The sequence below is a fragment of the Enterobacter quasimori genome (assembly GCF_018597345.1).
In the GTDB taxonomy this organism is placed as follows: Bacteria; Pseudomonadota; Gammaproteobacteria; order Enterobacterales; family Enterobacteriaceae; genus Enterobacter; species Enterobacter mori.
The window spans coordinates 660,440-672,800 of sequence record NZ_JAHEVU010000001.1 but is presented as its reverse complement, the minus strand read 5'-3'; the positions used below and the strand labels follow the sequence as shown (position 1 = coordinate 672,800).

14 protein-coding genes are annotated in these 12,361 nt (G+C 54.0%); 9 read left to right on the top strand and 5 right to left on the bottom strand.

Going from position 1 to position 12,361, the window contains the following annotated elements:
- Positions 1-44: 44 nt before the first annotated feature.
- The 3 genes from KK102_RS03135 to ycgZ are packed head-to-tail and all read right to left on the bottom strand — an operon-like array spanning position 45 to position 917.
- Entirely contained in the window at positions 45-323 is a 279-nt protein-coding gene (locus KK102_RS03135) for a biofilm development regulator YmgB/AriR family protein (RefSeq protein WP_010430215.1), read from the bottom strand.
- 29 nt (positions 324-352) lie between these two features.
- Positions 353-673, bottom strand: a complete 321-nt coding sequence (locus KK102_RS03130) for a hypothetical protein (RefSeq protein WP_216356932.1) — start codon at positions 671-673, stop codon at positions 353-355.
- 4 nt (positions 674-677) lie between these two features.
- Positions 678-917: a regulatory protein YcgZ gene (gene ycgZ / locus KK102_RS03125; protein WP_010430219.1), complete on the bottom strand. Its 240-nt coding sequence runs from the start codon at positions 915-917 to the stop codon at positions 678-680.
- Between the two features lie 341 nt (positions 918-1,258).
- Between ycgZ and KK102_RS03120 the strand changes: the two genes are divergently transcribed.
- From KK102_RS03120 to ldtE, 9 genes are all read left to right on the top strand, one after another.
- Entirely contained in the window at positions 1,259-2,479 is a 1,221-nt protein-coding gene (locus KK102_RS03120) for a diguanylate phosphodiesterase (RefSeq protein WP_216356931.1), read from the top strand.
- Between the two features lie 187 nt (positions 2,480-2,666).
- Entirely contained in the window at positions 2,667-3,401 is a 735-nt protein-coding gene (locus KK102_RS03115; protein WP_126543815.1) for a MerR family transcriptional regulator, read from the top strand.
- A 307-nt stretch (positions 3,402-3,708) separates the two neighbouring features.
- Positions 3,709-4,077: a Fe-S cluster assembly scaffold SufA gene (gene sufA / locus KK102_RS03110; protein ID WP_010430228.1), complete on the top strand. Its 369-nt coding sequence runs from the start codon at positions 3,709-3,711 to the stop codon at positions 4,075-4,077.
- A gap of 8 nt (positions 4,078-4,085) precedes the next feature.
- Entirely contained in the window at positions 4,086-5,576 is a 1,491-nt protein-coding gene (gene sufB / locus KK102_RS03105; RefSeq protein WP_126543816.1) for a Fe-S cluster assembly protein SufB, read from the top strand.
- Between the two features lie 9 nt (positions 5,577-5,585).
- Positions 5,586-6,332, top strand: coding sequence for a Fe-S cluster assembly ATPase SufC (gene sufC, locus KK102_RS03100; protein ID WP_126543817.1), 747 nt, complete (start codon positions 5,586-5,588; stop codon positions 6,330-6,332).
- Positions 6,307-7,578: a Fe-S cluster assembly protein SufD gene (gene sufD / locus KK102_RS03095; RefSeq protein WP_216356930.1), complete on the top strand. Its 1,272-nt coding sequence runs from the start codon at positions 6,307-6,309 to the stop codon at positions 7,576-7,578. The genes sufC and sufD overlap by 26 nt, the downstream gene beginning before the upstream one ends.
- Entirely contained in the window at positions 7,575-8,795 is a 1,221-nt protein-coding gene (gene sufS / locus KK102_RS03090) for a cysteine desulfurase SufS (RefSeq protein ID WP_216356929.1), read from the top strand. Before sufD ends, sufS begins: the two co-directional genes overlap by 4 nt.
- A gap of 14 nt (positions 8,796-8,809) precedes the next feature.
- Entirely contained in the window at positions 8,810-9,226 is a 417-nt protein-coding gene (gene sufE / locus KK102_RS03085; protein ID WP_216356928.1) for a cysteine desulfuration protein SufE, read from the top strand.
- A gap of 97 nt (positions 9,227-9,323) precedes the next feature.
- Positions 9,324-10,337 carry a L,D-transpeptidase LdtE gene (ldtE, locus tag KK102_RS03080; RefSeq protein ID WP_216356927.1) on the top strand — a complete coding sequence of 338 codons (1,014 nt, stop codon included), beginning with the start codon at positions 9,324-9,326 and terminating at the stop codon, positions 10,335-10,337.
- Between the two features lie 60 nt (positions 10,338-10,397).
- Here the strand turns inward: ldtE and lpp are convergent, their stop codons facing one another.
- Both lpp and pykF read right to left on the bottom strand, forming a co-directional pair.
- Positions 10,398-10,634 (bottom strand): murein lipoprotein Lpp, encoded by a 237-nt coding sequence (gene lpp / locus KK102_RS03075; RefSeq protein ID WP_010430241.1) that lies wholly within the window; start codon positions 10,632-10,634, stop codon positions 10,398-10,400.
- Between the two features lie 311 nt (positions 10,635-10,945).
- On the bottom strand, positions 10,946-12,358 hold the full coding sequence (gene pykF, locus KK102_RS03070; RefSeq protein WP_010430242.1) for a pyruvate kinase PykF: 1,413 nt from the start codon (positions 12,356-12,358) through the stop codon (positions 10,946-10,948).
- Positions 12,359-12,361 lie beyond the last annotated feature (3 nt).

Genomic DNA, 12,361 nt, shown 5'->3' with positions numbered 1-12,361 from the left:
GTCAGAATTGACGATGACACGCTCGATTTTTTGTGAGGAGGGGGTCAAAGATCGTCCATGGTGTAACCGACGACGATTTCCAGCGTCTTGCGGATCACATCCGCCTGAACGACATCGTCAGTGGCTTCCAGCGTCTGGATCAGCCAGAGGATAATGGCCTTATTGGTCAAATGCCCTTCAGAGGCAAGGACACAGCGTACTGCAGTAGAAAAAACAGCGGACTCTTCAGCAAAACGTTCGCCTGCATGACGGAAGTACTCCGATAACGCACTGTCTAAAAAAGCAGAGTGAAATTCGGGTTGAAGCTGAATATTTTGTCTCATTTGTTCTCACCGTAGCTGTATGGTTGCAGTCAATGTATCTTCTTTGGATCGGATGGTTTTCCATTACCAAATAACGGCACTACATTGTCTCGACTCTCTCTGAGAGATCCCTCTCTTTTTGGTCGTCCGTGTGCGGTTCTGCGACGTTTAAAGGCGAGGTCATTTGAACCGATTTCGGCAATCACCTTCGTCAGCGTCTCCCGCCGCTGGGGATCCTTTTCATGCGCTTTCATATTGCGCAGACGCTGGATGAGACCTTCGGTTGTCACGGGGCCACGCTCTCTCAGAAGAGAAAGAACGGCTTCACCGATTAGCTGGTCGATCAGGCGATCTGCGTCACTACTGTTCATCACGTTACCGTTCGAAAAGCAGTCCAAGCAGCATGTGGTAATGCTGTTCCTCTTCCGGGCCTTCAGCCCTTTCAAGGCGACTTAAAAGTTTGGTACAGAGCGATTTGCGATTGAGATGTCGCCCGTCGCTAAGAATTTCAACAACCACCTGACCCAGCGTCTCCTGCTGAGTAGGTAGCGCGGCTTTCTCGAAGTACTGCGCGATTGCTGCTGCTGAATCTGCGACATAACCGTTCTGGTTCATGTTTCGCTCCTGTAAATATCCGTAATCAGTAACGTTACAATTAAGGTATACATATTTTTCAAATCTGTACATTCAAAATGTACAGTTTTTTAAATTTTTCTTGATATATTTTATAATATTTATAAATATCAGTTGGTTGTGGAGGCGTAGTTTAGCGTTATCGTTGCAGAATATATTGTACAATCTCGATTGTGAGCAAAGAGTTGTACAACGGCAAAACAAGGCTTTGTAAATGCGCTAAATCATTGACGTGTAAATTATTTGTTAAGCAATGAATGTGCTATAACAACACTCTATCCACGATCTTGTCGTGGCCGAACCTATAAACCCCCAGGAATAGCATGCTAACAACCATCATTTACCGCAGTCATATCTGCGAGGACGTTCCGGTGAAAGCTCTGGAAGAAATGGTAGCTGCTGCAAATCGTAAAAATCGGCACTCCGATGTCACGGGGATCTTGCTGTTTAACGGCACACATTTTTTCCAGTTACTTGAAGGGCCAGTCGATAATGTGACGGCCATCTATCAGCATATCTGCCGTGACCCGCGACATCATAATGTGGTGGAACTCATGTGCGATCACGGCCCCTTCCGACGCTTTGGCAACGTGGGCATGGAGCTTTTCGATTTACGTCAATATGATACAGACGAAGTGCTCCAGCAGGTGCTTGATAAAGGGACGACGAAGTACCGGTTGACGTATAACGACCGTGCCCTGCAGTTTTTCCGCACCTTCGTTGAGGCCACAGAAAAAGCGAACTATTTTGAACTGCCTCCGGCGAACAGCTGGGAATTTATTCCCGAAGAGATACCCTTATCCGCGCAGTCAGAGGTTGTGGCAAAAGGTGCAGATTGCAGCTTTGCGTTTCAACCTATCGTCGATCCCTTTATGCAACAGATTGTCTCCTGGGAAGCGCTGATTCGTACGCCAGAAGGGGATTCACCTGCGACCTATTTTCAGACTCTGCCGCAAGACACGCTTTATGAGGCCGATCTGAAGAGCAAGCAGGTGGCACTGTCGATGGCCAGCGCGCTGGGGCTACACACCCAAACGCTGTCCCTCAATCTGCTGCCGATGACGCTGGTTAACGTGCCTGACGCGGTTGATTTCCTGCTTACGGTCATTGAGGCGAATGGTTTTGTGCCGGAACAGATCGTTGTCGAGTTCACGGAGAGTGAAGCGATCTCCCGCTTTGACGAATTTACACACTCAGTCAGGCAGTTAAAGAGCGCGGGTATCAGCGTGACGATCGATCACTTTGGCGCAGGGTTTGCCGGGCTGCAGCTGCTGGCGCAGTTCCAGCCGGACAGAATTAAGATTAATCGGGATTTGATTGCCAACGTGCACAAAAGCGGCCCGCGCCAGGCGATTGTACAAGCCATCATCAAGTGCTGCGCGTCCCTGGAAATCCAGTTCTGCGCGGTGGGGGTAGAGCTGGCTGAGGAGTGGATGTGGCTGGAATCCGCCGGGATTTCGCAGTTTCAGGGGCATCTGTTCGCCAGCCCGCGTCTGGGCGGGATCCCGGCTGTTGCCTGGCCTGAGAAAAAGAACGATTTCTAAAAACCTGTACATGACACTCGAGAGTTAACTGTACGAAGAGAGAAATTTAGACAACAATAGATAAACGAGTGAAAGGATTTGGCCCCTTTCACTTGTCTCATAACGGGGAGTTCGTTATACAAATGCGTTGTACAATCTGATAAGGTTGGTGCGGTTAGGTATGAAAGTGTTGAGCGTGAGGGAGTTAATGGCCTATTACAGTATCGGTGAAGTCGCCGAACGATGCGGTATCAACCCCGTTACGCTGCGTGCCTGGCAACGCCGTTATGGTTTGTTGAAGCCGCAACGCAGCGAAGGGGGCCATCGTCAGTTTGACGATGAGGATATCCTGCGTATCGAAGAGATCAAGCGCCTGATGAAAACCGGCGTCTCGGTCGGAAAAGTCAAAGCGTTACTGGAAAACAAAGAAGAGCTGACGCAGGGCAACTGGGTCTCTTTTCAGGAAGAGATGATGACGGTTCTGCGTTACGCCAGCCCGGGTAAACTACGCGCCAAAATCGGCGAGTTCCGCCGCGATCATGCGATGGATGCGCTGATCGATAACATTATTTCTCCGGTCCGACAGCGGATGAATCAGGACCAAAATACCGTGCGTCACATGGCGAGTCTGCTTGACGGCGTACTGATCGAATTCGCGGTTGCAAGCCTCGCGGACTCCCGCAAAAAAGCCGGTAAAGACGCGCTCCTGATCGGCTGGGAATGCGACGACCGAACGCATCTGTGGCTAGAAGCCGCGCGATTGGCACAGAAGGGCTGGCATATTGACGTGCTGGCTGAGCCCATCGATTCGCCGCGTCCTGAACTGTTTCCGGGGCAAAAAATCTTCGTCTGGACGGGAAAATCCCCCACGCCTCGTCAGCAGGAACAACTCGATCACTGGCGTGAACAGGGGTTTGCTGTTTCATTTCATCACTCATCGTAAGAGGCCTTGAGGGCCTTTTTTTGTTTTTGTCACTTCCTGAGCAAAAGCTATCTCAAAAATAGGCATTTCCGATGCATATTTTGCTTTTCTCCTTTCCTCCACAAATGCCGCGACGAAATGCACTATTAATCAATGCATTGAACAATTAAATCCATCCTGCCTGCATCCTTCCACAGGGTCTATGCTTAATAAAAGTAACCAAAAAGGGCGGTTTACCCAGATGCCCCTACTGACAGGGGGTTGAAGTGATAATCGTTATCACTAACATGGTGTTATGCCCTGATGGCTATTCAGACGAGGTGGACCTATGGAACTGCATTCAGAAACCTTTAATCCGGCCGATTTTGCCTGGCGAGGTTTAACGCTCACGCCAGCGGCGGCGGCACACATTCACGAGCTGGTGGCAAAAAAGCCCGAGATCCTCGGCGTGCGCTTGGGCGTCAAACAGACCGGATGCGCAGGTTTTGGTTACGTGCTTGATACCGTCACCGAACCCGAGAAAGATGATCTGGTCTTCGAAACCGATGGCGCGAAACTGTTCGTGGCGCTGCAGGCGATGCCCTTTATCGACGGCACCGAAGTGGACTACGTCCGCGAAGGCTTAAACCAGTTATTCAAATTTCATAACCCGAAAGCCCAGAACGAATGCGGCTGCGGCGAAAGCTTTGGGGTATAGGCGGTACTATGTCTCGTAATACTGAAGCAACGAGTGATGTGAACACCTGGAGCGGCGGACACCTGAATTATAAAGAAGGGTTCTTCACGCAGCTGCAGACCGATGAGCTGGCGAAAGGCATCAACGAAGATGTCGTGCGGGCGATCTCGGCCAAACGTAATGAACCCGAATGGATGCTCGAATTTCGTCTGAGCGCCTTCCGCGCCTGGCTGGAAATGGAAGAGCCGCACTGGCTGAAAGCGCACTACGACAAGCTGAACTATCAGGATTACAGCTACTACTCCGCGCCCTCCTGCGGCAGCTGTGACGACACCTGCGCCTCGCAGCCGGGTGCGGTACAGCAAACCGGCGCAGAAAACAGCTTCCTGAGCAAAGAAGTTGAAGAAGCCTTTAATCAGCTTGGCGTGCCCGTTCGCGAAGGGAGAGAGGTGGCGGTGGATGCCATTTTCGACTCCGTCTCGGTGGCGACCACCTACCGCGACAAGCTGGCAGAGCAGGGGATCATTTTCTGCTCCTTCGGCGAAGCGATTCACGATCATCCGGAACTGGTGAAAAAGTACATTGGGACCGTGGTGCCCTCTAACGATAATTTCTTCGCGGCGCTCAACGCGGCGGTGGCCTCCGACGGCACCTTTATTTACGTACCAAAAGGGGTCCGTTGCCCGATGGAGCTGTCGACTTATTTCCGTATCAACGCGGAAAAAACCGGCCAGTTTGAACGTACCATTCTGGTGGCCGATGAAGGCAGCTACGTCAGCTATATCGAAGGCTGTTCCGCCCCGGTACGCGACAGCTATCAGCTGCACGCGGCGGTGGTGGAGGTCATCATCCACAAAGACGCCGAGGTGAAATACTCCACGGTGCAAAACTGGTTCCCGGGCGACGGCAATACCGGCGGCATTTTGAACTTTGTTACCAAGCGCGCGCTGTGCGAAGGCGAAAACAGCAAGATGTCCTGGACCCAGTCTGAAACCGGCTCGGCCATTACCTGGAAATACCCGAGCTGCATCCTGCGCGGGGATAACTCCATCGGTGAGTTTTACTCGGTGGCGCTGACCAGCGGCCATCAGCAGGCCGATACCGGCACCAAGATGATCCACATTGGTAAAAACACCAAATCCACCATTATCTCGAAAGGGATCTCCGCGGGGCACAGCCAGAACAGCTATCGCGGGCTGGTGAAAATCATGCCGACGGCCACCAACGCGCGTAACTTTACCCAGTGTGACTCGATGCTGATTGGCGCTGACTGCGGCGCGCATACCTTCCCGTACGTCGAGTGCCGTAATAACACGGCCCAGCTTGAGCACGAAGCGACCACGTCGCGCATCGGGGAAGACCAGCTCTTCTACTGCCTGCAGCGTGGGATCAGCGAAGAAGATGCCATTTCAATGATTGTGAACGGCTTCTGTAAGGACGTGTTCTCTGAACTGCCGCTGGAATTCGCCGTTGAAGCACAAAAACTCCTCGCCATTAGTCTTGAACACAGCGTCGGTTAAGGAAAGCACATGTTAAGCATTAAAGATTTACAGGTTAGTGTGGAAGAGAAAGCCATCCTGCGTGGACTCAATTTTGACGTCAAGCCGGGTGAAGTTCACGCCATCATGGGGCCGAACGGTTCCGGGAAAAGTACGCTTTCCGCAACGCTGGCAGGACGCGAAGATTACGAAGTCACCCACGGTTCCGTCGAGTTTAACGGCAAAGACCTGCTGGAGATGTCGCCGGAAGATCGTGCGGGAGAGGGCATTTTTATGGCCTTCCAGTACCCGGTCGAAATTCCCGGCGTCAGCAACCAGTTCTTCCTGCAGACGGCGCTGAACGCGGTGCGCAAGTATCGCGGTCTCGACGCGCTGGACCGCTTCGACTTCCAGGATCTGATGGAAGAGAAGATCAAGCTGCTGAAAATGCCGGAAGACCTGCTGACCCGTTCGGTCAACGTCGGCTTCTCCGGCGGTGAGAAAAAGCGTAACGACATTCTGCAGATGGCGGTGCTCGAGCCCGAGCTGTGCATTCTTGACGAGACCGATTCAGGCCTGGACATTGACGCACTGAAGATTGTCGCTGACGGGGTGAACTCCCTGCGTGACGGCAAGCGCTCGTTTATTATCGTCACGCACTACCAGCGCATTCTTGACTACATCAAACCAGACTACGTCCACGTGCTTTACCAGGGGCGCATTGTGAAATCCGGCGATTTCACGCTGGTTAAACAACTGGAGGAGCAGGGTTATGGCTGGCTTACCGAACAGCAGTAATGCACTCCAGCAGTGGCACCGGCTGTTTGAAACGCAGGGGCAATCGCGTTCTGAACAGGCCCAGCAGCACCTTCAGCAGATGCTGCGTCTGGGTCTGCCGACCCGTAAGCACGAAAACTGGAAATACACACCGCTCGATGGCCTGCTGAACGGCGAGTTTGTGACCCGCCTGGCGGATCTCACCCCAGCACAGCGCGACGCGCTGGCCTTGCGTGTCGATGCCGTGCGCCTGGTGTTTGTCGATGGCCAGTTCCGCCCGGAACTGAGTGACACGATCCAGGAGAGCGGCTTTGAGATAGCGATAAACGACGATCGCCAGCGTCTGAGCGCTCCGGTTCAGCCCGAGGTCTTCCTGCACCTGACCGAGAGCCTGGCCCACAGCGTGACGCATATCGCCGTGAAGCGTAACCAGCGTCCGGCGAAGCCGCTGCTGCTGATGCACATCACTCAGGGGCTGGACGGTGATGAAATCAACACCGCGCACTATCGTCACCATCTTGAGCTGGCGGAGGGGGCGGAGGCCACGGTGATTGAACACTACGTCAGCCTTAACGAGGTGCGCCACTTTACCGGATCGCGCCTGACGATGAACGTGGCGGCCAATGCCCAGCTACACCACATCAAGCTGGCGTTTGAGAATGCACAGAGCCACCACTTTGCCCATAACGACATTGTCCTGGGCCAGGATGCCGCCGCGTACAGCCACAGCTTCCTGCTCGGCGGGGCGGTGCTTCGCCACAACACCAGCACCCAGCTTAACGGTGAAAATACCACGCTGCGCGTTAACAGCCTGGCGATGCCGGTCAAATCTGAAGTGTGCGACACGCGCACCTGGCTTGAGCACAACAAAGGCTATTGCAACAGCCGTCAGCTGCATAAAACCATCGTCAGCGACAAAGGGCGCGCGGTATTTAACGGCCTGATTAACGTGGCGCAGCACGCCATTAAAACCGACGGGCAGATGACCAACAACAATCTGCTGTTAGGGCGACTGGCGGAGGTGGACACCAAACCGCAGCTGGAGATCTACGCCGACGACGTGAAATGCAGCCACGGTGCGACGGTCGGGCGAATCGACGACGAGCAGATGTTCTACCTGCGCTCCCGCGGTATCGATCGGCAGGCTGCGCAGAAAATGATTATCTACGCGTTTGCCGCCGAGCTGACGGAAGCGCTGCACGATGGCGCGTTAAAACAGCAGGTGCTGGCCCGTATAGGTCAGCGTCTGCCTGGAGGCGAAGCATGAGTTTTCCCGTCGATAAAGTACGGGCAGATTTCCCCGTTCTGACCCGTGAAGTGAACGGTCTGCCGCTGGCCTATCTGGACAGCGCGGCCAGCGCGCAGAAGCCGAATCAGGTGGTGGATGCAGAAGCCGAATTCTATCGTCACGGCTACGCCGCCGTGCATCGCGGTATTCATACCCTGAGCGCCGAGGCAACCCAGCGCATGGAAAACGTGCGCACGCAGATTGCCGCCTTCCTCAACGCGCAATCCCCTGAAGAGCTGGTCTTCGTGCGCGGCACCACCGAAGGGATCAACCTGGTCGCCAACAGCTGGGGCAATGCACAGGTTCACGCGGGCGATAACATCGTCATCACGCAAATGGAGCACCACGCCAATATCGTGCCGTGGCAAATGCTCTGTGAGCGCGCTGGCGCGCAGCTGCGGGTGATCCCGTTGAATGCCGACGGGACGCTTCAGCTGGAGCAGCTTGACGCGTTGCTGGATGAGCGCACGCGGCTGGTGGCGGTTACACAGGTCTCCAACGTTCTGGGGACAGAAAACCCGGTGGCAGATATCGTCGAAAAGGCCCATCAGGCGGGCGCAAAGGTCCTGATTGACGGCGCCCAGGCGGTGATGCACCACGCGGTTGACGTCCAGGCGCTGGACTGTGACTTCTACGTCTTTTCAGGCCATAAGCTCTATGGGCCTACCGGGATTGGCGTGCTGTATGTGAAAGAAGATATCCTGCAGGCGATGCCGCCGTGGGAAGGGGGCGGGTCGATGATCGCCACCGTCAGCCTGACGGAAGGCACCACCTATGCGCGCGCGCCGTGGCGTTTTGAGGCGGGCACGCCCAACACCGGTGGGATTATCGGTTTAGGAGCGGCGATTTCTTATGTCTCCTCAATCGGCCTTGATAGCATTCAGGAGTACGAACAGCTGCTGATGCACTATGCGCTTGAGGAGCTTGCCAGCGTGCCGGATCTGACCCTCTACGGGCCTGCCGACCGGCAAGGGGTGATCGCGTTCAATCTCGGGAAACATCACGCCTATGACGTGGGCAGTTTCCTCGATAACTACGGCGTGGCGGTCCGTACCGGACACCACTGCGCCATGCCGCTGATGGCGTTTTACCAGGTGCCGGCAATGTGCCGCGCGTCGCTGGTGATGTATAACACGACGGAAGAGGTCGACAGGCTGGTGGCGGGGCTTAAGCGCATTCACCAGCTGCTAGGCTAACGGAGAGGCGAAAGATGGCGGAACTGCCGGATAAAGATAAATTGTTGCGCAACTTCGGGCGTTGCGCGAACTGGGAAGAGAAATATCTCTATATTATTGAGTTGGGGCAGCGTTTAGCGCCGCTCAGCGAAGAGGCGCATAACCCGGATAATATTATTCAGGGCTGCCAGAGCCAGGTGTGGATTGTGATGAAGCAATCTGACGATGGCACTATCGAATTACGCGGCGACAGCGACGCTGCGATTGTGAAAGGGCTTATTGCCGTCGTCTTTATTCTCTATCACCGGATGTCGGCGCAGGACATTGTCGCCTTTGATGTTCGCCCCTGGTTCGAAAAAATGGCGCTCACCCAACACCTCACCCCGTCCCGTTCCCAGGGACTGGAAGCGATGATCCGCGGCATTCGCGCCAAAGCTGCAATCCTTAGCTAGACTTACAGAACAGCATTCATTCTGTTTCGCGAGGTGGTTCCCGCCTCGCTGGTTTTTCAGCTTTCTGGCGTTCTGTCAGTGAATAAGGAATCTCAGCATGAAGCGCGCGTCTCTAATAACTCTATTACTCCTTGGTTCGCTCGGTGTGCTTAATTCGGCCCGGGCGGTGGATTATCCGTTGCCGCCCGCGGGCAGCCGTCTGATTGGGCAAAATCAAACCTACACGATTCAGGAAGGCGACAATAAGCTGCAGGCCATTGCCCGCCGTTTTAATACGGCTGCGCAGCTTATTCTTGAAACCAATAATACCATTGCACCGGTGAACCCCGCGCCGGGGACGGTGATCACTATTCCATCTCAAATGCTTCTGCCGGATACCCCGCGTGAAGGGATCGTGGTCAATCTGGCTGAGCTTCGGCTTTACTATTTCCCGCCGGGGGAGAATATCGTTCAGGTCTTCCCGCTCGGTATCGGGCAGCTGGGGCTGGAAACGCCGGTGACGACCACCCGCGTGAGTCAGAAAATCCCTAATCCAACCTGGACACCGACAGCGGGCATCAGGGCGCGCTCTCTCGCGCAAGGAATTAAATTGCCGCCGGTCGTGCCAGCAGGGCCAAATAACCCCTTAGGACGCTTTGCGCTGCGTTTAGGCATAGGAAACGGTGAATATCTTATCCACGGCACCAGCGCGCCGGACAGCGTCGGTTTACGGGTCAGTTCAGGCTGTATGCGGATGAACGCACCGGATATCAAAGCGCTGTTCGAACAGGTGCGGGTGGGCACGCGGGTCCAGATTATCAATGAGCCGGTGAAGTTTGCCGTCGAGCCGGACGGGAAACGCTACGTCGAAGTACACCGCCCGCTGGCGCAGGTTGAGGGGGAAAACCCACAGGTTGCGCCCATTAGCCACTCCGAAGATTTCGTGACCTTCGTGTCCCAATCGGGCAGTGATAAAGCGCTTATCGATAAAGCCCTGTCACGCCGTGCGGGGATCCCGGTGGTCGTCTCTGCCGCTAATGGCCCATCAGCCAGCAACAGTGTGCTGTCGGTGCAGAACAGTCGGGTGTCAGCTGCGGTAGCCGAAGAGGAAGGGGAGAAGGTGACGCAGTAGGGGTTTGACGAAGGCAAAAAAAATGGCGCACAATGTGCGCCATTTTATTAACAGGTACTATTACTTACGGTATTTAGTAGCCTGGTTGTCCAGACGCTGGTTAGCGCGAGCTGCGTCGTCTTTAGCAGCCTGAACGTCGGAACGGATTGCGTTCACGTCGTTGCTCAGCTGGTCAACTTTAGCGTTCAGAGTCTGAACGTCAGAAGACAGCTGATCGATTTTAGCGTTGCTGGAGCAACCTGCCAGCAGAGTAGAACCCAGGATTACCGCGCCCAGTACCAGTTTAGTACGATTCATTATTAATACCCTCTAGATTGAGTTAATCTCCATGTAGCGTTACAAGTATTACACAAAGTTTTTTGGGTTGAGAATATTTTTTTGATGGGAATACGCCTATTTTTGATCGTTCGCTCAAAGAAGCAACGAATTTGGCATTTTTGTCGAAAAAGCTATGTTAAAAAAGGCATTTTTCATCGGATTCATCTTAGATAAATCGCAATTAAATAGAAAAACCCGATTTGCTTTTTGAATAGATAGGGCTAATGGCAGGAATAAAAAAAGCGCCCCGAAGGACGCTTTCTATCAAAAAATAATTCGTTCGGGAATTATTACAGTACGTGAACAGATGCAGTGTTAGTGGTACCTGCTGGAACCAGGGCACCAGAAACCATTACCACAACGTCACCTTTCTGTGCCAGACCGCTTTCCAGCGCCATGGCTTTACCCTGAATGTAGAAATCATCGGTAGACGCGATCTCTTTCACCAGATGGGCAACCACGCCTTTGCTCAGCACCAGCTGACGCGCGGTGGTTTCATTGGTGGTCAGGGCCAGGATGGTGGCATCCGGGAAGTATTTACGCACTGCACGAGCAGATTTACCGCCCTGGGTCGCTACCACGATCAGAGGTGCGTCCAGTTTCTCAGCGGTTTCAACTGCACCGCGGCACACCGCTTCGGTGATGCGCAGTTTGCGGCTGTCGTTGTTGAAGTCCAGACGGCTGGTCATCACGCGGTCAGTACGCTCGCAGATGGTCGCCATGATGCCGACCGCTTCCAACGGGTATTTACCCTTCGCTGACTCACCGGACAGCATCACTGCATCGGTACCGTCGAGGATGGCGTTCGCCACGTCGCCTGCTTCAGCACGGGTAGGGCGTGGGTTTTTGATCATGGAGTCCAGCATCTGCGTTGCGGTGATAACCACTTTACGCGCGCGAACACATTTTTCGATCATCATCTTCTGCGCGAAGATCACTTCTTCAACCGGGATCTCAACGCCCAGGTCGCCACGTGCAACCATGATGCCGTCAGACGCTTCGAGGATTTCGTCGAAGTTGTTCAGGCCTTCCTGGTTTTCGATTTTGGAGATGATCTGGATCTTCTCGCCGCCGTGCGCTTTCAGGTGCTCACGGATCTCAACCACGTCGGAACGCTTACGGATGAAGGAGGCAGCAACGAAATCAACGCCTTGCTCGCAACCGAAGATCAGATCCTGTTTGTCTTTTTCAGCCAGTGCTGGCAGCGCGATAGAAACGCCCGGCAGGTTAACGCCTTTGTTTTCGCCCAGGTCGCCGTTGTTCAGCACTTTACAGATAACTTTGTTGCCTTCGATAGCGGTGACTTCCATACCGATCAGGCCATCGTCTACCAGAACGGTATTACCGACGGACAGATCGCTGGTGAAGCCTTCGTAGGTCACTGCAACGATTTCGCTGTTACCGACGACGGATTTGTCGGTGGTGAAGGTGAAGGTCTGGCCCGCTTTCAGCGAAACGTCGTTACCGCCTTCCAGTTTGATGGTACGGATTTCCGGACCTTTGGTATCCAGCAGAATAGCGGCTTTTTTGCCGGTCTTGCTCATCACGTTGCGCAAGTTCTGGATACGCTGACCGTGCTCAGCATAGTCGCCGTGGGAGAAGTTCAGACGCATCACGTTCATGCCGGCATCCAGCATTTTGCTCAGCATCTCTTCAGATTCGGTTTTCGGGCCGATAGTACAAACAATTTTCGTCTTTTTCATGAC

Excerpts from the sequence above, each read along its gene's own strand:
- KK102_RS03135 (WP_010430215.1), bottom strand. The coding sequence starts at position 323 with ATGAGACAAAATATTCAGCTTCAACCCGAATTTCACTCTGCTTTTTTA.
- KK102_RS03130 (WP_216356932.1), bottom strand. The coding sequence starts at position 673 with ATGAACAGTAGTGACGCAGATCGCCTGATCGACCAGCTAATCGGTGAA.
- ycgZ (WP_010430219.1), bottom strand. The coding sequence starts at position 917 with ATGAACCAGAACGGTTATGTCGCAGATTCAGCAGCAGCAATCGCGCAG.
- KK102_RS03120 (WP_216356931.1), top strand. The coding sequence starts at position 1,259 with ATGCTAACAACCATCATTTACCGCAGTCATATCTGCGAGGACGTTCCG.
- KK102_RS03115 (WP_126543815.1), top strand. The coding sequence starts at position 2,667 with ATGGCCTATTACAGTATCGGTGAAGTCGCCGAACGATGCGGTATCAAC.
- sufA (WP_010430228.1), top strand. The coding sequence starts at position 3,709 with ATGGAACTGCATTCAGAAACCTTTAATCCGGCCGATTTTGCCTGGCGA.
- sufB (WP_126543816.1), top strand. The coding sequence starts at position 4,086 with ATGTCTCGTAATACTGAAGCAACGAGTGATGTGAACACCTGGAGCGGC.
- sufC (WP_126543817.1), top strand. The coding sequence starts at position 5,586 with ATGTTAAGCATTAAAGATTTACAGGTTAGTGTGGAAGAGAAAGCCATC.
- sufD (WP_216356930.1), top strand. The coding sequence starts at position 6,307 with ATGGCTGGCTTACCGAACAGCAGTAATGCACTCCAGCAGTGGCACCGG.
- sufS (WP_216356929.1), top strand. The coding sequence starts at position 7,575 with ATGAGTTTTCCCGTCGATAAAGTACGGGCAGATTTCCCCGTTCTGACC.
- sufE (WP_216356928.1), top strand. The coding sequence starts at position 8,810 with ATGGCGGAACTGCCGGATAAAGATAAATTGTTGCGCAACTTCGGGCGT.
- ldtE (WP_216356927.1), top strand. The coding sequence starts at position 9,324 with ATGAAGCGCGCGTCTCTAATAACTCTATTACTCCTTGGTTCGCTCGGT.
- lpp (WP_010430241.1), bottom strand. The coding sequence starts at position 10,634 with ATGAATCGTACTAAACTGGTACTGGGCGCGGTAATCCTGGGTTCTACT.
- pykF (WP_010430242.1), bottom strand. The coding sequence starts at position 12,358 with ATGAAAAAGACGAAAATTGTTTGTACTATCGGCCCGAAAACCGAATCT.